Raw genomic sequence first — 21,335 nt, 5'->3', positions numbered from 1 at the left:
CGAGCCATGAGCGACCCCTTGTTGCACCGGGCCTCCCGCGTCTCTCCCGCGGGAGCGCCCACCCCTGATGCGGCGCTCGATGGCGCCATCGAGCGCATGCTCACGCACGCCGGCCACCGCCTGGTGGTCGGCGCGCCCCTCGGACTCGGCAAGCCGCACCGCGTGCTCAACGCGCTGTGTTCGCGCATCGCCACCGACGCCAGCCGGCATCTCACGATCCTCAGCGCCCTATCGCTGTCGCGGCCGAGGGCGAGGTCCGGGCTGGAACGCCGCTTCCTTGACCCCTTCGTCGACCGCCATTTCGGCGCGGATTTCGAGGACCCGGCGTGGTTCCTCGCGCAGCAGCGCGACGCCCTGCCGCCCAATATCGAGGTGCAGGAGTTCTACCTGCCCTCCGGCGCCCTGCTCGGCTCGCGGCAAGCGCAGCAGCACTACGCCAGCCTCAACTACACGCACGCGGCGCGCGGCATCGCCGCGCGTGGCTGCAACATCATCGTGCAGGCCGTGGCGCGCGGCCCGGATGGCCGGCTCTCGCTGTCCTGCAATCCCGACCTCACCTTCGACCTGATCGACGCGCTGGCGGCGCGCGACTTGCCGCGCCCGCTGATGGTGGCCGAGGTGCATCCGGACCTGCCCTACATCGAACGCGGCGCCTCGGTCGATGCCGGCTTCTTCGACATCGTCCTCGAACCCGCCCCGCTGCCGCCGCTCTTCGCCGTGCCACGCCAGCCGGTGTCGCTCGCGGAGTTCGCCATCGGGCTTTACGCCAGCACGCTGGTGAAAGACAGCGGCACGCTGCAGATCGGCATCGGCGCGCTGTCGGATGCCCTCACCCACGCCCTCGTGCTGCGGCAGACGCGCAACGCCGACTACCGGCGGATCGTCGACGCGCTGTGGCCTGAGGCCGCGACCTCGCGTCTGGTAGGCGAGAACGGCGGGCTCGCCTCCTTCGAGCGCGGCCTGTTCGGCTGCAGCGAAATGGTGATGGACGGTTTCCGCGTGCTGGCCGAGGCCGGCGTGCTGAAACGCGCCGTCGTTCCGGATGCCGCGGCGCAGGGTCGACTCGATGCCGGCACCGCGACGCCCGCCGACCTCGCGCTGCGCGAGGCGCAGGGCGAAACACTGCACGGCGGCTTCTTCCTCGGCAGCCGCGAGCTCTACCGCTGGCTGCAGCGCATCGGCAGCGCCGACAGCCCCTTCCGGCTGCGCATGACGCGCATCAGCGAGATCAACCAGCTCGGCACCGACGACGCGCCGCTGCGCACCGTCCAACGCCGGCATGCGCGCTTCATCAACACGACGATGATGCAGACGGTGCTGGGCGCCGCCGTGTCGGATGGCCTCGCCGACGGCCGCGTGGTCTCCGGCGTGGGCGGGCAATACAACTTCGTGGCGATGGGCCATGCGCTGCCGGACGCGCGCTCGGTCCTGCTGTTCCGCGCCGTGCGCGAGAGCGGCGCCGATGTCTCCAGTTCGCTGCTCTGGCACTACGGGCACACCACGATCCCGCGCCACCTGCGCGACATCGCGATCAGCGAGTACGGCATCGCCGACCTGCGCGACCAAGGCGATGCCGATTGCATCCGCGCGATGCTCGCCATCGGCGATGGGCGCTTCATGCCGGCGCTCGCAGCGAAGGCCGTCGCCGCCGGCAAGCTCGACCGCGCGGATCCGACCACATGGGCACGCAACACCCCCGAGGCAATCGAAGCCACGCTGGCGCCCTTCCGTCGCGAAGGCCTGCTGCCCGAGTACCCGATCGGCAGCGACTTCACCACGGTAGAACAGGACCTCGTGCGGGCGCTCGGCCGGCTGAAGCGCGACACCGCCACGCGCAGCGGCAAGGCGCGGGCGCTGTGGGGCGCACTTTGGCTTGACGAATCGACCGCCGACGCCCGCGAAGACGCGGCCATCGCCCGCATGGACTACGACGGCCGCGAAGCCTGGCGCGAGGCGCTGGAGCGGAAACTGCTGCGCGCCGCCCTGAGGGCGACGCGCCCGAGCTGATCAGCGCAGGGCTTTCGCCGCCGCGACGACGTGCTCGACGGTGAAGCCGAAATACTTCATCAGCACGTCGCCCGGTGCGGACTCGCCAAAGCGGTCGATGCCGATCACGGCACCGTCGAGGCCGGCGATCGCGCGCCAGTGCTCGGTGCTGCCGGCTTCCACCACCACGCGCTTGCGACACCACGCCGGCAGCACGCCCTCCCGGTACTCCAGCGGCTGGCGCTTGAAGGCCTCGAAGCAGGGCATCGAGACCACGCGGGCAGCAATGCCCTCCTCGGCCAGTTTCACCGCGGCGAGGCGGGCTAGCTCCAGCTCCGAACCGGTGCCGACCAGGATCACGTCGAACTTCGCCGACGCCGGATCGCTGAGCACGTAGCCGCCGCGCGCGATGTCGGCCACCTGCTCGGCCGTGCGCTGCTGGTGGGCGAGGTTCTGGCGCGAGAACACGAGGCTCGAGGGGCCGTCGACGCGCTGCAGCGCGCAGGCCCACGACATCGCCGACTCCACCGCATCACCGGGGCGCCAGACATCATGGTTCGGGATCAGGCGCAGCGAGGCGAGGTGCTCGATGGGCTGGTGCGTCGGGCCGTCCTCGCCGAGGCCGATCGAGTCGTGCGTGTAGACGTGGATCGAACGCACCGGCAACAGGGCGCTCATGCGCACGGCGTTGCGCGCGTAGTCCGAAAACACGAGGAAGGTCGCGTCGAACGGGATGAAACCGCCATGCAGCGCGAGGCCCGAGCCGATCGCCGTCATGCCGAATTCGCGCACGCCGTAGTGCACGTAGCGGGCGTCGGCGTCCGTGGTGGTGACGGCCTTCTGGCCCTTCCACGTCGTGAGGTTCGAATGCGCGAGGTCGGCCGAGCCACCCACCAGCTCCGGCAGGCGCGGGGCGAAGACCTCGATGGCCATCTGCGAGGCCTTGCGCGAGGCCACGACCGGGCCTTCGGCCTGCAGCTTGGCGATGTAGTCCTTGGCGGCCTGCGCGAAATCCGCCGGCAGCTCGCCGGCCATGCGGCGCTCGAACTCGGCGGCGAGTTCCGGGTGCGCGGCCTTGTAGGCAGCGAAGCGGGCGTTCCACGCCGCTTCGGCCTTGGCGCCGCGCTCGCGCGCGTCCCACGCGCCGCGGATCTCGGCGGGGATCTCGAACGACGCATGCGGCCACTTCAGGGCCTCGCGGGTCAGGGCGACCTCGTCCTTGCCCAGCGGCGCGCCGTGGCTGCTTTCCTTGCCCTGCTTGTTCGGCGAGCCGAAGCCGATGTGCGTGCGGCAGCAGATCAGCGTCGGGCGCTGCGTCTCGGCCTTGGCCGTCGCGATGGCCTGCTGGATTTCTTCGGGATCATGGCCGTCGACGTTCTTGATCACCTGCCAGCCGTAGGCCTCGAAGCGCTTGGCGGTGTCGTCGGTGAACCAGCCCTGCACCTCGCCGTCGATGGAGATGCCGTTGTCGTCCCAGAAGGCGATCAGCTTGCCGAGGCCCCAGGTGCCGGCCAGCGAGCAGACTTCGTGCGAGATGCCTTCCATCAGGCAGCCGTCGCCGAGGAAGCACCAGGTGAAGTGGTCGACGACGGCGTGGCCATCGCGGTTGAAGCGCTGCGCCAGCAGGCGCTCGGCCAGCGCCATGCCCACGGCGTTGGCGATGCCCTGCCCCAGCGGGCCGGTGGTGGTCTCGATACCCGGGGTGATGTGCCGCTCGGGATGGCCGGCGGTCTTCGAATGCAGCTGGCGGAAGCGCTTCAGTTCATCGAGCGGCAGGTCGTAGCCGGCGAGGTGCAGCAGAGCGTAGTGCAGCATCGAGCCGTGGCCATTCGACAGCACGAAGCGGTCGCGGTCCGGCCACTTCGGATTCGCCGGGTTGTGCGTGTGGTGGTCGTTCCACAGCACCTCGGCGATGTCGGCCATGCCCATGGGCATGCCGGGGTGGCCCGACTTGGCGGCCTCGACCGCGTCGATGGCAAGGAAACGGACGGCGTTCGCGAGGTCGCGGCGGGCGGGACGGGTCATCGGCAGGCCTGGGCAGGAGGCGGAAAGGGAGGCCGACGACCCCGAAGCACGAGGCGCGGCCCCCCATTGTCCCATCGCCGGGGCGCCGACGTCGCCCTTGAAGGCTCAGATCGAGGCTGGTACCGCCCTCAGGCGGGCTGCGGGGCGGTGTCCGGTGCGTCGGCCGGTTCGCCGCGCGACACCACGACGGTCCCGACCAGATCGCCGGTGACGTTGACGGCCGTGCGGCACATGTCGATGAAGCGGTCGACACCGAGGATCAGCGCGATGCCCTCTGGCGGGATGCCGAACATCACGAGGATCGATGCGATCACCGGAAGCGACCCGCCCGGCACCCCGGCCGCACCAATGCCGCCGAGGATGCACATCAGCAGCACCAGCACCTGCTGGCCGAAGCCCAGCTCGATGCCGAAGAACTGCGCGAGGAACAGCACCACCACGCCCTCGAACAAGGCCGTGCCGTTCATGTTGGCCGTCGCACCCAGCGTGCAGACGAAGCGGCCAATGCGCTTCGGCGTGCCCAGCACCTCCTCGGCCACGCGCAACGTGCTCGGCAAGGTGGCCGAACTTGAGGAGGTCGAGAAGGCCGTCAGGATCACCGGCTCGGCCTTCTTGAAGAACTCGATCGGGTTCATCCGGCCGATGAACCACAGCAGCAGCGGGAACACCACGAACATGTGCACGGCGAGAGCGCCAACCGCAACGGCGACGAATTTCGCCAAGGGCAGCAAGGCCGCAAAGCCCTTCACCGCGATCAGGTTGAACAGCAGCGCGGCGACGGCATACGGCGCCAGCTGGATCACCTTGTTGATCAGCAGCAGGGTGATGTCGTAAACGCCCTGCAGCGTGCCAACGAAGGTGCGGACGCCGTCGGTCTGCAGCGTTGCCGCGGCGATGCCGAACAGCAGGGCGAAGAACATCACGCCGATCAGGTTGCCCTCGACGCCGGCTTGCAGCGGGTTGCGCGGCACGATCGACAGCAGCACCTGCATCGCCGAGGCCGCCTCGCCGCGTTCGACGATGCCGGCGGCCTGCGTCGACGATTCGGCGATCAGCTTCTGGCCGACCGCTGGATCGATGCCCACGCCCGGCTGGAACACGTTCACCGCGACGAGACCGATCGTCACGGCGATGCCGGTGACGACGAGGATGAAGGCCAGCGTCTTCAGGCCGATGCGCCCCAGCGCCTTCGGGTCGCCGATTTCGACGACGCCCAGCACCAGCGCCGAGAACACCAGCGGCAGCACCAGCATGAACAGCAGGTTGAGGAAGATCGACCCGATCGGCTGAGTGACCCACTTCAGCGTCGCGGCCAGCCACGGCAAGGTTTGCTGCACGCCCTCCGCATCGACCGCCTGCCCGAACGAAAACGCCAGCCCACCCGCGACGGCGCCGACGGCGAAGCCGATCAGCATCTTTGTGTGCAGGGCCATGCCGCCCGCTGCGCTCCCGTTGCCGACACCCATCGAGGCGGCCTCAGCCCGACGTCGGGCGGATCTCGCCCGACTTCAGCTTCGCGAAGTAGCCATCCACTTCCTCGCGCACCACCGGCAGCAGCAGGTAGACGCCGATCAGGTTCGGAATGGCCATCAGGAAGATCAGGCCGTCCGAGAGGTTGATCAGCTGGGCCAGATCCATCGTGCAGGCGACGACCGCCGCGGCGAGATACAGCAGGATGTAGGTGTTCGTCACCCAACGACGCTCGCCAGTGAGGTAGGTCGCCGCCTTGGCGCCGTAGTAGGCCCAGGTCAGCATCGTCGAGAACGCGAACAGGAACACCGCCACGGTCAGCACGTAAGGGAACCAGTCGAACACCGTCGCGAACGCGGTCGAGGTGATCGCCACACCTTCCATGCCCTCGATCTTCCACGCACCGGTGACGACGACCATCAAGGCCGTCGCCGTGCAGACGATCACCGTGTCGATGAAGGGCTCCCACAAGGCCACGAGACCTTCGGTGGCCGGGTGCTTGGTCTTCACCGCCGAGTGCGCGATCGGCGCCGAACCGAGCCCGGCTTCATTCGAGAAGGCCGCGCGCTGGAAACCCGCGAGCAGCGCACCAATCACGCCACCGGCCGCCGCCTCGCCACTGAAGGCGGAGGAAACGATCAGCCCGATCGCACCCGGCAGCGCGTCGATATGGACGACGAGGACAGCGCCGCAGCCGACGAGGTACACGAGGATCATGGCGGGGATCAGCTTCTCGGTGACCCGGCCGATGCGGGTGATGCCGCCCAGCACGACGAGGCCCGCGAGCGTGGCGATGCCGATGCCGAACAGCCAACCCATGCCCTCAAGCGGGCCATCCACGCCCCCGGTGACCTTGTGGAACTGCGCGAAGGCCTGGTTGGCCTGGAACATCGATCCGGCACCGATGCCGCCGAGCATCGCGCAGACCGCGAACAACGCGGCCAGCGCCTTGCCGAAGCCCCCCAGCGAGCGGTAGCGCTCGGCGATGCCCCGCGACAGGTAGTACATCGGACCGCCGGAGACGGTGCCGTCCGGGTTCTGCTGGCGGTACTTCACCCCCAGCGTGCACTCGGCGAACTTGGTGCTCATGCCGAGCAGGCCGGCCACGATCATCCAGAAGGCGGCACCCGGGCCGCCGATGGTGATTGCCAATGCCACACCGGCGATGTTGCCCAAGCCGACCGTGCCCGAGACGGCCGACGTCAGCGCCTGGAAGTGCGAGACCTCGCCGGGGCTTCCGGGCTCCGAGTAGTGGCCCCGCATCAGGCGGAAACCCTGCATGAAGCCGCGGAAGTTGATGAAGCGGAAGTACAGCGTGCACACCACGCCGCCCAGCAGCAGCCAGGCGACGATCAGCGGGATGGCCGTCTCACCCGTACCGCAGGCCCCGCTCATCGAGAAGGAGAGACCGTCGCCGACGCAGGCCCGCGAGAAGATCGCGCCACCGACCGCGTTCGCGATCGGCTCCACCGCGCGGTTGATCGTTTCGTCGAGGCCGGCGGCGGCGATCCCGCCCAGCGCCGCCGCATCCGGCCCCACCACCGGCCCGAAGGCCGCGTCCATCGTCGTCATTCCGTCCTCGGTCCGCTTCCAACACGAAACGCCGAGGCTAACAGCCGGCTATGTGAACAAATCCTCAGCACGTGTGAGTAATTCGTCACGGGTCTGCGGCTTGCCCACCAGCCAACCCTGCGCGTAATCGCATCCGAGGCGCTTGAGCACGGCCAGTTCGGCCTCGCTTTCGATGCCTTCGACCACGATGGAGGCATCGAGCGATTTCGCCATCGCCACGATGGTCTCGACGATCGCCATCGAGCGCGTGTCGTCCAGCATGTTGCGGACGAAGCCCTGGTCGATCTTGATGGTGTCGAAAGGCAGCAGGTGCATCTGCGTGAGGTGCGAATACCCCGTGCCGAAGTCATCGAGCGCCACCTTCACGCCATGGCCATGGCAGAGCGCGATGAACCCCTGCATCAGCACCGGGTCCATCGCCTGGCTCTCGGTGATCTCGATCTTGATGCTGCCCCGCGGCAACCCGGCCGCATCCACCCGCGCGATGACGCGCTCCAACAAGCCCGGCTCGCGCAGCTGGCGCGCGCTGACGTTCACGGCGACGAACAGCGGGCGACCGGCCGCATCGATGAAATCCCGGGCGGCCGCGCAGGCGATGTCGAACACGTACTCGCCCACCGGTACGATCAACGAGGTCTCCTCGGCGAGCGCGACGAACTCGGCCGGGGAGATCGGGCCGCGCTCCGGGTGCGTCCAACGTACCAGGGCCTCGAAACCGGCGATCCGTCCCGACGCGACCTCCAGCAGCGGCTGGTAGCGGACATCGAGGCCACCCACCTCAAGGGCGGCACGAAGTTGGGACTCCAGCCGCATCTTGCCGACGCCCACCGCCTCGTCCGACTGCTCGACCGACGCCGCACGGGACGTGCCGCCCTGCAGGGCGGCCAAGGCACCGCGGTAACGTTGCAGGGTGCCCTGCAACAGCGCGCGGATCACCGGGTCGGCGGCTTGGATGCGTTCGGCGATCCGGGTCCGGTCCAAGGCGATAAGCCGGCAGGTCGAGAGGGCAACAGCCGTCGCCGTGCGCGGCGCGGCATCGATGATCGCCATTTCCCCGATGATCGCCCCCGGCCCCAGCAAGGCCAGCACCACCTGCCGGCCGCGCTGCGTCGCTCGGATCTCCACCTGGCCCTCGTCGAGGATGAAGGCCGTGGTGGGCGGATCCCCCTCGCGGAAGAGCACCTCCCCAGGCTGCAGTCGGATTTCCGCGCTCATCGCTTGCCTCCGTCATCGCTTGGCGCCACGACGGCACCCTACAACGAAAAACGGGGCCGAAGCCCCGTTTTCCCTTCCCGCCCGGCGAGGAGCGGCTGGCCCGGTCGATCAGCGGCTTGCGCCGGCGACCTGCAGGATGCGCGGGGTGACGAAGATCAGCAGTTCCGCCTTCTCGCTCTCTCGCGACTTGTTGCGGAAGAGGTTGCCCAAGCCCGGGATGTCGCCGAGGAAGGGCACCTTCGACAGGTCCTCGCGCTTCTCGAACTCGTAGATGCCACCCACCACGACCGTCTGGCCGTTGTTGATGAGCACCGCGGTCGTCACCTCACGCTTGGTGATCTGCGGGACGCTGCCGCCACCCGGCACGCCGATGAAGCCGGCGACTTCGTCCTTCTTGACGCCCAGCGCCAGGAACACGCGATTGTCCTGGGTGATGGTCGGCGTGACCTTCAGCTCCAGCAGCGCTTCCTTGAACTGCACGGTCGCGGTCTGAGCGCCGGCGGTCCCGGAGATGGTCACGTAGCCGATCTCGTCGCCCTGTTTGATGATCGCCTCGCGCTGGTTGGCGGTGATGACGCGCGGGTTGGCGACCACCTCGCCACGGCCTTCCTCCTGTAGTGCCTGCAGCTCGATGTCGAGGTCGAGCTCGTTGCCGAGGATGGTGAAGGCCAGCGCCGACGCCGTATTGTTGGCGAAACGCGTGCTGAGGATGTTGGTAAAGGTCGGAAGTGGCGTGTTCGGCAACGTGGGACGCGTCGCCGTCTCGCCGTTCGCGATCGCCTGATTGTAGAGATCCAGTTCGAACTGGTAGCGCGCCAAGGCTGCATTGGCATTCGCCACGCCGTTCAGGTAGTTGCGGTTGCTCTCCGTGCTGCCCGACACCACGACGTCGCTTTCCTGGCCGCTGAGGCCGAAGCGCGCGCCGACTTCGCGGGCGAAGCTCTCCTGAGCGATGACGATGCGGGCTTCGATGAGCACCTGGTCGACGGGGCGGTCCAACACCGCAACCAGAGACTTGATCGCTTCGACTTTCCTCGCGGTATCGGCGATCAACAGAGTATTGGAACGGGTATCGAAGCTGACGCTACCCCGACCCGACAGGAATCCGCTCTCTTCACTACCACCGGCGGAACCGCCCCCGCCACCCGACTTGCTCCCGTCCGTCAAGAGTGTCGCGATTTCCTCGGCGTTGGCGTAATTGATCGCGATGATCTCGTTGACGAGTTCCGACTTGCCTTCGAGGTCGATCCGAGCCTGCTCGCGCGCCTTCTCGAACGCGGCGATCTCGGCCTGCGGCGCCACCCACACGACGTTGCCGTCGCGGCGCTTGTCCAGCGACTTGGCGCGCAGCACCACATCGAGGGCTTGGTCCCACGGTACGTTGATCAGGCGGAGCGTCAGGTTGCCCTGGACAGTATCGGCGGCAACGATGTTGAGTCCCGATTCTTCGGCGACCAGCTGCAGGATGGTGCGCACCGGCACGTCCTGGAAGTTGAAGGTCACCGGCTTGCCGGCGTAGCGCTGCGGCTGGGCAGTGGCACCGACCTGGCCCACGGCCGCAGTGGCCGAGCCCTTCGGGGTCACTTCCAGCACGTACTCGTTCCCAGTCTGATAGGCGCTGGTCTCGTACAGGCCTTCCGTCGTAATGGCGAGTTGGGTGCCACCGTCCTTCGACGTCGGGTCGAGGCGCGTGACCGGCGTCGCGAAGTCGGTGACATCGAGGCGTCGGGCCTGGTCGACCGGCAACTGGGCATTCTCGACGTCCACATAGAGGCGGTCGCCATCACGGCGCAGGCTGGCCTGCGCGCCTTCCTGGTTGAAGCGCAGGATGACCCGGCCCGAGCCGTCCTCGCCGCGGCGGAAATCCACCGCGGAGACGCGGATACCGGAATCGAGTCGCTTGGCCGGGTTAGGCGACGCCGCGACGGCCGTGGCCGACGAGGCCGCGGCACCCGGTTCGAGGGACAGGACCAACAGGTTGCCGTTGCTGCGAGTCGTGTAACCCGCGTTGCGGAACAGGTCGACGACGGCGCGCGTGCGGCCACCGGCTTCGACGACCGAGACCGCCGAAGCGGCACCAGACCCGACGGCTAGACGACGCGCGTCGAAGCCGTTGTCCGTCTCCGGGAAGTCGATGGCGATGCGTGGCGGCACGTCCGTGGTGAACGCGTTCACTGCGCCGACCGGCTGCTCGAATTCGAAGGTGATGTCCACCTTGCCGCCGCTGCCGGCCGCGTAGCGGACATCCTTCAAGGTGTTGGCCGCGAGGGCCGGGAACGCCGCCGTCCAAAGCAGGCAGGCGGCCAGAGCGGCACGGGCCGCGATTTTCTTCGTGCTCATCTGTGCGCCTTCAGTCGTCGAGGTAGTCATGCGCGTCCCCATCACTTGTCATCCAAGGCCAGACTGGCCTGTCGTTCGAGCCATCCACCGGCACCGTCGGACACCAGCTCGACGATCTCGATGCGCTCGGGGGCAACCGAGGCCACGCGGCCATCGCTCTGCCCCAGGTAGTTGTTCACCCGCACGCGGTACGTGACCTTGTCGGGCGCGAGGACCAGCGCGATCGTGTCCGCACCGGTGCCGATCGTGCCGACCATCTGCAGCGCGTCGAGCGGGAAGGCCTCCAGGGCCTCCTTGCGACGGTTCGGATCCGGCCGCGGGCCAGCGGCATCCCGATTGCCGACCGGCGCGGAAAACGGATCACGAAGCGTGTCGGCGGTGTACTCCACCGGCGGGAACGTGCGCAGCGGCGGCAGCGGATCGAGCGGCGGCGCCGGGCGGGCCTTCACTTCCGCCACCCAGGCCTCGAGATCGGCCGTGCTGCGGCCGCAACCCGTCGCGGCCAAGGCCACGACGACGAGAACACCGACCTTCAGAATGCGCGCGTTCATGGCGCACCTCCGGCGGCGGCGGCGACAGGAGTCGCTGCACCTCCTTGGGCGGGATTCGCCTGGCCCTTCGCCTGCTCCGCGAGTTCGTTCTCATCGAGGTAGCGGTAGGTCTTGATCGTGCCCTTGAGGCCGAGCGTGCCCGGCGGAAGTGCAGGAGCGCCGGCGGCGGACTCCTTCGGCGCGAGGGAGATGTCGTGGAAGGTCATGATCACCACGCGGGGAAGCGATGCGACACCGCTCACGAACCGGCCGAACTGGTGGTAGGTGCCATTCATCTCGAGCGTGATGGGCTGCTCGGCATAGAAGTCCTTCAAGACCTCGGCGCCGGGCTGGAACAGCTCGTTGTTGATGCCGGTGGCGCGCGCCGTCTGCGAGATATCGACGATGAGGTCGGGCATCTCCGTCTTCGACGGCAACTGGCGCAGCATCTGCTTGAGCATCTGCTCCATCTGCTCCAGCTGCGCCTTGAGGGGCTCGAGATTGGCCGCTTTCGCCGCCTCTTTCTCGTAATCCCCGCGCAGCGTGATCTCTTCGGCCTCGAGGCCTTCCAACGCGGTCTGCTTGTCGCGGATCACCAGGTACCAGCCGAGGAACGCGACGAGCAGCGCGGCAAGGACGCCGGCACCGATCTTGGCTTCCTGCGGCCAACCCGCCGTGTTGTTGAAATCGAGGTTGTTGATGTCGCTGAGTTTGAACTTGCTCTTGGCCATGATCGGATCCTCAGGAGGCCTGGGCCGCGGCCGCGGGCACGTTGCTGGGGACGGCCGAGGGCGCGTTGGACGGCACGACGCCATCCGGCGTGGCGCCCTCTTCCGCTTCCGCCTCTTCGCTCGTCGAGCGGAGGGTCACGGTCATCTCGAAACCGAAGGGCAGCGAGCGATCCGCAGGCGAAGCTGGCGCCGCCTGCGTGGCATCGCCGGCCTTGATGATGCTCAGCCGGGGGTTGTTGATCAGACCGCTGGCCTCGAGGTTGCGCATGTAGGCACTGACCCGCGACTCGGACTGCGAACGGCCGGCCAGCGTCAGCTCCTGTCCCACCTGCTTGATGGTGACCAGACGCACGCCGTCGGGGATGGTGCGCACCAGCTCTTCGAAGAGCCGGACGTTCTGCGAGCGATCGGCCTGCAATTCCTCGATGACGTCCTTGCGCTGCAGCAGGCTGGCCCTGCGGGCCTCGACGGTCTTGATTTCCTCGTTCTGCGCCACGGCTTCGGCGATGCGCTGCTTGAGGAGGTCGTTGCGCGCCGTCTGCCCTGCGATCTGCCCGTCGTAGTACGAGGACCCGGCGAACACCAGCGCGACGCCGGCGATCAGCGCACCGCCGAGCATCGTCGCGAAGTCCTTCTGGCGCTGCTTGCGGCGCTCGGCGCGCCACGGCAAAAGATTGATGCGTGCCATCAGTCGAAGCTCCTCAGGGCCAGGCCGCAGGCGATCATCAATGAGGGCGCGTCCTGCTGCAGCGCGTGCGCCTGCACGCGCGGGCCGAGGCCCATGTTGGCCAGCGGATTGGCGATGACCGTCGGGATGCCGAGGTGCTCCTCCACCATGCGGTCGACGCCGGCGATCGAGGCGCAGCCACCGGCCAGCACGACCTGGTCGACGCGGTTGAACTCCGAGCCGGCATAGAAGAACTGCAGCAGGCGGCTGACCTGCTGGACCATCGCTTCCTTGAACGGCTCGAGCACTTCCGGCTCGTAGCTCTCCGGGAGGCCGCCCTGGCGCTTGGCGGCGCCGGCTTCCTCGTAGCTCATGCCGTAGCGGCGCATGATCTCGTCGGTGAGCTGCTTGCCGCCGAAGACCTGCTCGCGGGCGTAGATGCTGCGGCCGTTGCGGATCACGTTCAGCGTGGTCATCGTCGACCCGATGTCGACGAGGGCGACGATCGCGTCCTTGCCGACGCCGAGCTGGTCGGCGACGAGCTTGAAGGCGTTTTCGAGGGCGAAGACCTCGACGTCGACGACTTTCGCCGTCAATCCGCCGAGCTCCAGGGCCTGCTGGCGCAGCTCGACGTTCTCGGTGCGCGACGCGGCGAGGATGACGTGCACGTTCTCCGGGCTGGACGGCACCGGGCCCAGGACTTCGAAATCAAGGCTGACTTCGTCGATCGGGAAGGGGATGTAGTTGGCGGCCTCGAGCTGCACCTGGTCTTCCATCGCATCGTCGTCGAGGTCCGCCGACATGCTGATCACCTTGGTGATCACCGCGGCGCCCGACACGGCAACGGACGCGTGCTTGACCTTGCTGCCCGAACGGTTGAGCGCGCGCTTGATCGCCTCACCCACCGCCTCGACTTCGACGATGTTCTTTTCGACCACGGCATTGGGCGGCAGGGCCTCCACGCCGTAGTGGTCGACCCGGTAACGGTTGCCAACCTGGCTGAGCTGGAGCAGCTTCACCGCCGTCGAACTGATGTCGATCCCGACCAGCGGAACCCTGGATGGACTGAACAAACCCATCGGTTTCTCCCCTTCCCACGGGCGCTTACGTGAGATTAATGCGCCGGAACATTAAAAACAGAAAACTGTGTCAACCGCAACGCCTCCTTAACGGCCCACCCTGCCCGAAGCCGGCCGGACCCTGCCCCGGCGCGGTCCCGCCCCCCCGGTATACTCCGCCCTCCCCGCCTTGAGACACCCCCTGATGCGCCCTTGGTTGCGCTGGTTGCGACGCCTCCTGCTGGCCGGTCTGGCCTTCGGCCTGCTGGGCCTCCTCGCCGTCGGCGCGGTCATCTGGACCGCCTGGCCCCAACTGCCGGACGTGCGCGAACTGCGCCAGATCGAGCTGCAACTGCCGCTGTCGATCCATTCCGCCGATGGGAAGCTGATCGCGCTGTACGGTGAGACGCGACGCTACCCGGCCCCGATCGACACCATCCCGGAGCGGGTCAAGCAGGCCTTCCTCGCCGCCGAGGACGCCCGCTTCTATGAGCACCAAGGCCTTGATTTCAATGGTATTTTCCGCGCTGTCTGGCTGATCCTGTCGACCGACCGGACGCGCGTGCCCGGGGGCAGCACCATCACCCAGCAGGTGGCGCGCGACTTCTACCTGAGCAACGAATACAGCTACGTCCGCAAGTTCCGGGAGATGCTGCTGGCCATCAAGATGGAGCAGGAGCTGACCAAGGACGAGATCCTCGAGCTCTACCTGAACAAGATCTTCTTCGGAAACCGCGCCTACGGCGTGGCCGCCGCGGCCGAGTACTACTACGGCAAGTCGCTGGACGAACTGAGCATCGCCGAGGCCGCCACGCTCGCCGGCATTCCGAAGTTCCCGTCCAGCGCCAACCCGATCAGCAACCCGGCCCGTGCGATGGAGCGCCGGAACTACTACGTGCTGCCGCGGATGCTCGAGCTGGGGATCATCGACCGGGCCGAGTACGAGGCCGCGCTGGCGGAGCCCAACAACGCCAAGCCGCATGAGCCGCCGGTGGAGGTCGACGCGCCCTACGTGGCCGAGATGGTCCGGCAGGCCATGGAAGAGCGCTTCGGCGCCGACGCCCTGACCGGCGGCTACAAGGTGGTGACCACGCTGAAGTCGGCCGACCAGAACGCCGCGGTCGCCTCGGTGCGCAACGGCCTGATCGAGTACGACCAGCGACACGGCTGGCGGGGTGCCGAAGGGCGCATCGAGGACTTCGCCATTCTCGACGCCGCGGGCCTGCGCGGCGCCTTGGCCCGCTTCCCGACGATCCCCGACCTGCAGCGCGCGGTGGTGCAGGAAGTGGACGCAGCCCGCGCGGTGCTGCGCACCGCCGATGAGGCCGCGCTGGACCTCCCCGCCGCTGGGCTGCGCTGGACCGGCCGCACGCCGGCCCAGGTGCTGAAGCCCGGCGACGTCGTGCGCTTCCGCCTCGACAAGGACGGCCAGCCGCAGCTCGTGCAGTTGCCGCAAGCGCAGGCGGCTCTGGTGTCGCTGGAAGCCGAGACCGGCGCGCTGCGCGCCCTGGTGGGCGGCTTCAGCTTCTCGCAGAACAAGTTCAATCGCGCCACGCAGGCCCAGCGCCAGCCGGGCTCGAGCTTCAAGCCCTTCGTGTACTCGGCGGCCTTCGAGCGCGGCTACACGCCGGCGACGATCGTGATGGACGCGCCCGTGGTGTTCCGCGACCGCGCGGGCAACGTCTGGCGCCCGCAGAACGACAAGGAAGACTTCGCAGGCCCGATGCGTCTGCGCGAAGCCATGGTGCAATCGCGCAACCTCGTGTCGGTGCGCCTGCTCGACGCCATCGGCGTGCAGTTCGCCCAGCGCTACATCACCCAGTTCGGCTTCGCGCCGGAAAGCCTGCCGCCCAACCTGTCGATGTCGCTCGGCACCTCGTCGCTGACGGTGATGTCGGTGGCGCGCGGCTACGCGACCTTCGGCAATGGGGGCTACCGCATCGACCCCTGGTTCATCGCCCGCGTCGAGGACCGCAACGGCGTGGTCGTGATGGAACACCATCCGGCCCGCGCCTGCCCGACCTGCGCCGGACCCACGGGCGGCACCGCGGCGCAGCCCGCCGTGGTCGATGGCTTCAACTTCGGCGCGGTGGCCCCGGCGGCCGCGCCGGCGACGGTGGCCACGGACGCCACGGCCGCGACCGCCGACGCTGACGCCCGCCACGACGTGCCCGGCCCGCCGGAGCAGGCCACGGCCGCGCGGGCCATCGACCCGCGCACGGCCTTCCTGGTGCGTTCGCTGCTGCTCGACGTGGTGAACCGCGGTACCGGCACCGCGGCGAAGGTGCTGGGCCGCGCCGACATCGGCGGCAAGACCGGCTCCACCAACGACCACCGCGACGCCTGGTTCTCCGGCCTCGGTGGCGACCTGGCGACGACCGTGTGGGTGGGCAAGGACGATTTCACCCCGCTGGGCCGCGGCGAGTACGGCGGCCGCGCGGCGCTGCCGATCTGGATCGGCTACATGGGCGCCGCGCTCACGGATGTCCCCGTGGCCAACCCGGCACCGCCGGCGGGCCTGCTGACGGTGACGATCAACCCGGCGACCGGCGGCCTGCTGCCGGATGGCACGCCCGGCGGGCGCACCGACTACGTCAAGACCGAAGACTACGACCGGATGATGGCGAGTGGCTTCGGCGTCGAAACCGGCGAGGTGCAGGAAGAAGCCTTCGACGTGTTCTGAGCAAGGCGCGCCGAAGGCTGGAACGACGAAGCCCCGCGATCGCGGGGCTTGGTCGTTTCCGCCGGGGCGCGGCGCGGGGCCGCGCGACGGGATTCAGCGCTTGTCGAAGGCGACGTAGTCGCGCGGCGTGGCGCCGGTGTAGATCTGGCGCGGACGACCGATCTTCGCTTCCGGATCGACCTGCTGCTCCAACCAGTGGCTCACCCAGCCCGAGGTGCGAGCCAAGGCGAACATCACCGTGAACATCTCGGTCGGGATGCCCAAGGCCTTGTAGATCAGGCCGGAGTAGAAGTCGACGTTCGGGTAGAGCTTGCGCTGCACGAAGTACTCGTCCTTCAGTGCGGCCTCCTCGAGGCGCATCGCGACCTCGAGCATCGGGTCGTCGACACCGAGCTCGGCGAGCACCTTGTGGCACATCTCGCGGATGATCGTGGCGCGCGGGTCGAAGTTCTTGTAAACGCGGTGGCCGAAGCCCATCAGGCGGAAGCCCGAGTTCTTGTCCTTCGCCTTCTCGACGGCCTTGGCGACGTCTTCCGGACGGCCGATCTCCTCGAGCATCTTGAGGACCGCTTCGTTCGCACCACCGTGCGCCGGCCCCCAGAGGGCGGCGATGCCAGCGGCGACGCAGGCATAGGGGTTGGCACCCGTCGAACCGACCAGACGGACGGTCGAGGTCGAGGCGTTCTGCTCGTGGTCGGCGTGCAGGATGAACAGCAGGTCGAGCGCCTTCGCGGCCACCGGCTTGAGCTGCAGCGGCTCGCTCGGCACCTCGAACATCATGTGCAGGAAGCGCGTCGTGTACTCGAGGTTGTTGCGCGGGTAGCGGATCGGCCAGCCGATCGACTGGCGGTAGCAGGCGGCGGCGATCGTCGGGACCTTGGCGATCAGGCGCACGGCGGCGAGGCGGCGCTGCTCCGGGTCTTCGAGGTCGAGGGTGTCGTGGTAGAAGGCCGAGAGCGAACCGACCATGGCGCAGAGCATAGCCATCGGATGCGCGTCGTGGCGGAAGCCTCCGAGGAAGGTCTTCAGCGCCTCGTGCATCATCGTGTGGTGCGTGACTTCGTGCTCGAAGCCATCGAACTGCTGGCGGGTCGGCAGGTTGCCGTGCATCAGCAGGTAGGCGACTTCGAGGAAGCTCGAATGCTTGGCGAGCTGCTCGATCGGGTAGCCGCGGTAGAGCAGCACGCCCTCGTCGCCGTCGATGTAGGTCACCGAGCTGCGGCAGCTGGCCGTGGCCATGAAGCCGGGGTCGTAAGTGAAGTGGCCGGTGTCCTTGGCCAGCTTGCCGATGTCGACGCAGGGGGCGCCGAGGCTGCCGCGGTGCACCGGCAGGGACACGGTCTTGTCGCCGGCGGTCAGGGTCACGCTGGTGGGTTCGGTCACGTTCGCACTCCTTGGGGCGGGGCGCGGGCCGGACGGCGGCGCGCCGCATGAAAACGGGTTGGACGCGGCGCGTCCCGGTCTTCACAAGTATCGCATAGGGCCCGGAGACGGTGTGCGGGGCACGCGAAGGCCTTCGACCAAAGTCGTAGCCCGGAAACGACGAAGGCCGGCAGAGCCGGCCTTCGGGGTGACGCGACCGCGCGCAGGGCGCGGACGGCGGCTTACTTGCCGTAGCGCTTGCGGAAGCGGTCGACGCGGCCGGCGGTATCGAGGATCTGCTTGCTCTTGCCCGTGTAGAACGGGTGCGAAGCCGAGGAGATTTCGATCTTGATCAGCGGGTAGGTCTCGCCGTCTTCCCACTTGATCGTCTCCTTGGAGGCGAGCGTGGAGCGGGTGAGGAACGAGAAGCTGGAGGTCACGTCCTGGAACACGACCGGCTGGTAGTTCGGGTGAATGCCATCTTTCATAGCGGGTCCCAGAAGCGTCGAAACGAGGAAAGAGGGGGAGTGTAGCGGCGTCGGGCGGGCCGGGGCAAGTCTCAGGGTGCGACTCGTTCAGGCGGACGGCTCAGGCCAGGGCGAGGCGGAGCCAATGCCGGAACCGCTCGGGCCGCAAGCCGGCGAGGATTCGCGCCTTGGCCGGACGCCCGGAGCGGTCCGCCCAGTCGACGATGGTCGCGCCGCGCGCCAGTCGCCCGCCGGTTTCGACCTCGAGGGCGTGACGGTGCCAGCCGGTCGCGGCCTCGGGTTCGAGGGCGGCGGCCATGGCCAGCCCGTCGGCCGAATGCCAGTGCGTGCCGCGCCGCCCTTCCGACCATTCCCGCGTGCGCTGGGAGATGGCCTTGTAGAAAGCGGCCTTCGGCGCCGGGGCGTCGAGCCACTGTTCGACCTCGACATGCGGAAGGCCATGGCGAAGCACAGCTTCCCAATCGACCAGATCAAAGGCCGGGAAGGCCTCGAAGACGACGTGCGCCGCCTCCGGGTCGAAGGCGATGTTGAACTCGGCGATCACCGAGGTGTTGCCCTGCCCCGTCACGGCGCCGCCCATCACGACGAGACGGCCGATGCGCGAAGGCAGGGTCGGATCGAGGCGCAGGGCCAGCGCGAGGTTCGTCAGCGGCCCGAGGCAGACGAGCAGCAAGCCGGGGTGCGAATGGCTGAAGCGGATCATCGCCAGCGCGGCGTGCTCGGCTTCGGCCACGCGCGTCGGCGCGAGGTAAGCGGTGTCGCCGAAGCCGTCGCGCCCGTGCACGTAAGCGGCATCTTCGGCGGGGAACACCAGCGGCACGGCGCAGCCCGGATGCACCGGGACATCGACGCCGGCGACTTCGCAGAGCTTGAGTGCATTGCGAACGGTGTGTTCGAGGCCCACGTTGCCGGCGGTGATCGTCAAGCCGAGCACCTCGTGGTCGGGGCTGGCGAACGCCATCAACAGCGCCCAGGCATCGTCCACGCCGGGGTCGGTGTCGATCAGCAGCGGAATGCGGTCGGTGGCGGACATTGGGAAGGCGCTCGAGGCGGCGGTCAACGGGCCGGCAGTGTGCCGCGGCCGGCGGCAAGGCACATCAGGCCGAGGCGTAGCGCGCGGCGCTGCCGACCCAGCGCGCGATGACCGCTTCGGCGATATCCGGCGATTCGGCCAGCAGCGCATCGGCGAGCGCGGCCACCTGCGGCAGCAGGGGCGCGTCACGGGCGAGATCGGCAATGCGGAACGCGGCCAGGCCGGTCTGGCGGGTGCCGAGCAACTCGCCCGGCCCGCGCAGTTCGAGGTCCTTCTCGGCGATGACGAACCCGTCGTTGCTCCTGCGCATCACGTCGAGGCGCTCGCGGGCGATCACGCCCAGCGGCGACTGGTAAAGCAGCACGCAGCTCGACGCAGCACTGCCCCGCCCCACCCGGCCGCGCAGCTGGTGCAGCTGGGCGAGGCCGAGGCGCTCGGCGTTCTCGATCACCATCAGGCTGGCGTTGGGCACGTCGACGCCGACCTCGATCACGGTGGTGGCGACAAGCAACTGCAGCTCACCGGCCTTGAAGCGACGCATCGTGTCCTGCTTCTCGACGGGCTTCATGCGCCCGTGGAGAAGGGCCACGCGCAGCTCCGGAAGCGCCTCGGAGAGCTGCTCGAAGGTGGTCTGCGCGGCCTGCGCCTCGATCTCCTCGCTGTCCTCGATCAGCGGGCAGACCCAGTAGGCCTGCCGCCCGTCGGCGCAGGCTTTGCGCACGCGCTCCACCAGCTCGGGGCGCCGCTCGGCCGCAACGGCCACCGTGGTGACCGGCGTGCGACCCGGAGGCAGCTCGTCGATGACCGAAAGATCGAGGTCGGCGTAGGCGGTCATCGCCAGCGTGCGCGGGATCGGCGTGGCCGTCATCACCAGCTGGTGCGGCACGCGCTCGCCCTCGAGGCCCTTGTCGCGCAGGGCGAGGCGCTGGTGCACGCCAAAACGGTGCTGCTCGTCGACGATCACGAGGCCGAGCTTCGCGAAGGCGACGCCGCCCTGCATCAATGCGTGCGTGCCCACCACGACCTGGGCCGTGCCATCCGCGATCGCGGCCAGCGCCTCCCGGCGCGCCTTGCCGGTGACCTTGCCGGCCAGCCAGCTGACGCGCACGCCGTGCGGCTCGAGCCAGCGCTGGAAGTTCTGCAGATGCTGCTCCGCCAGCAACTCGGTCGGCGCCATCAGCGCCACCTGCCGGCCCGCCGCGACGGCCTGCATGGCGGCCAGCGCGGCCACGACGGTCTTGCCGCTGCCGACATCGCCCTGCACCAGGCGCAGCATGGGCGCGCCCTCGGCGAGATCGCGCTCGACCTCGGACAGCACGCGCTGCTGCGCGCCCGTCAGCGCGAACGGCAGCGTGGCGCGAAGGGCATCGACCGGAGCGCGTGCCGCGGGCAGCGGAAACGCCCCATGCTCGCGAAGCGCGATGCGTTGGCGCCGCAGGCTGAGCCCATGCGCGAGCAGTTCTTCGAAAGCGAGCCGCTGCTGCGCCGGGTGCGTGCCCGACATCAATGCGCCGACATCCGCATCGACCGGCGGCCGATGCACGGTGAGCAGCGCTTCGCGAAGGCCAGGCAGGGCGAGCCCGGCCCAGGCCGCCACCGGCACCAGTTCCAGCGCCGCCGCATCGGGCAGCTGGTCGAGCGCCAGCCGCACCAGCTTCGCCATCGAGCCCGGGCCGAGGCCTTCGACCAGCGGATAGACCGGGTCGAGGCGATCGCTCAAGGCGGCGCCTTCGTCGTCGCCGAGCACGCGATAGCTGGGGTGGATGATTTCCCAGCCGTTCTGGCCGGGCCGCACTTCGCCGAACACGCGCACGCGGCGCCCGGGCTGGAAGGCCTGCACCTGCTGGCTGCGGAAGTGGAAGAAGCGCAGGCCCAGCAGCGAGCCCTCGTCGTCGCCAAGCGTCACCTTCAGCATGGGCCGCCCGCGGAACAGGCGTTCGACATGGCGAACGCGGCCTTCCGCCTGCAGCGCGGGGCCCGGGCGCAGATCGCGGAGCGGCGTCAGCCGCGTGCGGTCCTCGTAGCGCAGCGGCAGCAGGAACCAGAGGTCCTGCAGCGTCTGGATGCCGCGCTCGGCCAGCTTTGCGGCCACCGCCGGGCCGACGCCGGGCAGCCGCGTCACCGGCGCGTCGCCTCCTGCCAGCGCGGGCGCCGGCGCGGCCGTGCGCGGCATCG

15 protein-coding genes are annotated in these 21,335 nt (G+C 68.8%); 2 read left to right on the top strand and 13 right to left on the bottom strand.

The window, feature by feature from the left end; all coding sequences use genetic code 11:
* The first annotated feature begins 6 nt into the window (after positions 1 to 6).
* On the top strand, positions 7 to 2,007 hold the full coding sequence (locus O9280_RS09305; RefSeq protein WP_298341550.1) for an acetyl-CoA hydrolase/transferase C-terminal domain-containing protein: 2,001 nt from the start codon (positions 7 to 9) through the stop codon (positions 2,005 to 2,007).
* Here the strand turns inward: O9280_RS09305 and tkt are convergent, their stop codons facing one another.
* The 9 genes from tkt to O9280_RS09260 all read right to left on the bottom strand — a co-directional run bounded on the left by tkt (position 2,008) and on the right by O9280_RS09260 (position 13,615).
* Entirely contained in the window at positions 2,008 to 4,011 is a 2,004-nt protein-coding gene (gene tkt, locus O9280_RS09300; RefSeq protein ID WP_298341547.1) for a transketolase, read from the bottom strand.
* 128 nt (positions 4,012 to 4,139) lie between these two features.
* Positions 4,140 to 5,444, bottom strand: a complete 1,305-nt coding sequence (locus O9280_RS09295; protein ID WP_298341544.1) for a dicarboxylate/amino acid:cation symporter — start codon at positions 5,442 to 5,444, stop codon at positions 4,140 to 4,142.
* 43 nt (positions 5,445 to 5,487) lie between these two features.
* A complete protein-coding gene (locus O9280_RS09290; RefSeq protein WP_298341541.1) occupies positions 5,488 to 7,053 on the bottom strand; it encodes an alanine/glycine:cation symporter family protein in 1,566 nt (521 codons plus the stop codon).
* A gap of 48 nt (positions 7,054 to 7,101) precedes the next feature.
* Positions 7,102 to 8,268: an EAL domain-containing protein gene (locus O9280_RS09285; RefSeq protein WP_298341538.1), complete on the bottom strand. Its 1,167-nt coding sequence runs from the start codon at positions 8,266 to 8,268 to the stop codon at positions 7,102 to 7,104.
* 108 nt (positions 8,269 to 8,376) lie between these two features.
* The gene (pilQ, locus tag O9280_RS09280) at positions 8,377 to 10,608 is read right to left on the bottom strand and encodes a type IV pilus secretin PilQ (protein ID WP_298341536.1); all 2,232 of its coding nucleotides are present in this window, start codon (positions 10,606 to 10,608) and stop codon (positions 8,377 to 8,379) included.
* A 41-nt stretch (positions 10,609 to 10,649) separates the two neighbouring features.
* Positions 10,650 to 11,159 (bottom strand): pilus assembly protein PilP, encoded by a 510-nt coding sequence (locus O9280_RS09275; RefSeq protein WP_343228742.1) that lies wholly within the window; start codon positions 11,157 to 11,159, stop codon positions 10,650 to 10,652.
* Entirely contained in the window at positions 11,156 to 11,869 is a 714-nt protein-coding gene (gene pilO / locus O9280_RS09270; RefSeq protein WP_298341533.1) for a type 4a pilus biogenesis protein PilO, read from the bottom strand. The genes O9280_RS09275 and pilO overlap by 4 nt, the downstream gene beginning before the upstream one ends.
* Before the next feature lie 10 nt (positions 11,870 to 11,879).
* Complete coding sequence (locus O9280_RS09265) at positions 11,880 to 12,557, bottom strand: PilN domain-containing protein (RefSeq protein WP_298341530.1); 678 nt, start codon at positions 12,555 to 12,557, stop codon at positions 11,880 to 11,882.
* Complete coding sequence (locus O9280_RS09260; RefSeq protein ID WP_298341527.1) at positions 12,557 to 13,615, bottom strand: pilus assembly protein PilM; 1,059 nt, start codon at positions 13,613 to 13,615, stop codon at positions 12,557 to 12,559. Before O9280_RS09260 ends, O9280_RS09265 begins: the two co-directional genes overlap by 1 nt.
* 184 nt (positions 13,616 to 13,799) lie before the next feature.
* Here O9280_RS09260 and O9280_RS09255 point away from each other — a divergent pair, with 184 nt between their 5' ends.
* Entirely contained in the window at positions 13,800 to 16,277 is a 2,478-nt protein-coding gene (locus O9280_RS09255; RefSeq protein ID WP_298341525.1) for a penicillin-binding protein 1A, read from the top strand.
* Between the two features lie 93 nt (positions 16,278 to 16,370).
* Here O9280_RS09255 and O9280_RS09250 read toward each other — a convergent pair whose 3' ends face one another.
* The 4 genes from O9280_RS09250 to recG all read right to left on the bottom strand — a co-directional run bounded on the left by O9280_RS09250 (position 16,371) and on the right by recG (position 21,333).
* Complete coding sequence (locus O9280_RS09250; protein ID WP_298341519.1) at positions 16,371 to 17,660, bottom strand: citrate synthase; 1,290 nt, start codon at positions 17,658 to 17,660, stop codon at positions 16,371 to 16,373.
* Positions 17,661 to 17,881: 221 nt separating this feature from the next.
* Positions 17,882 to 18,127, bottom strand: coding sequence for a type B 50S ribosomal protein L31 (locus O9280_RS09245; protein WP_298341517.1), 246 nt, complete (start codon positions 18,125 to 18,127; stop codon positions 17,882 to 17,884).
* 100 nt (positions 18,128 to 18,227) lie between these two features.
* Positions 18,228 to 19,160, bottom strand: a complete 933-nt coding sequence (locus tag O9280_RS09240) for a nucleoside hydrolase (RefSeq protein ID WP_298341515.1) — start codon at positions 19,158 to 19,160, stop codon at positions 18,228 to 18,230.
* A 64-nt stretch (positions 19,161 to 19,224) separates the two neighbouring features.
* Entirely contained in the window at positions 19,225 to 21,333 is a 2,109-nt protein-coding gene (gene recG, locus O9280_RS09235; RefSeq protein WP_298341512.1) for an ATP-dependent DNA helicase RecG, read from the bottom strand.
* Between the last annotated feature and the right edge of the window lie 2 nt (positions 21,334 to 21,335).

The sequence above is a fragment of the Silanimonas sp. genome (assembly GCF_027531545.1).
GTDB lineage: Bacteria > Pseudomonadota > Gammaproteobacteria > Xanthomonadales > Xanthomonadaceae > Silanimonas.
This window is presented reverse-complemented; position numbering and strand designations above follow the sequence as displayed.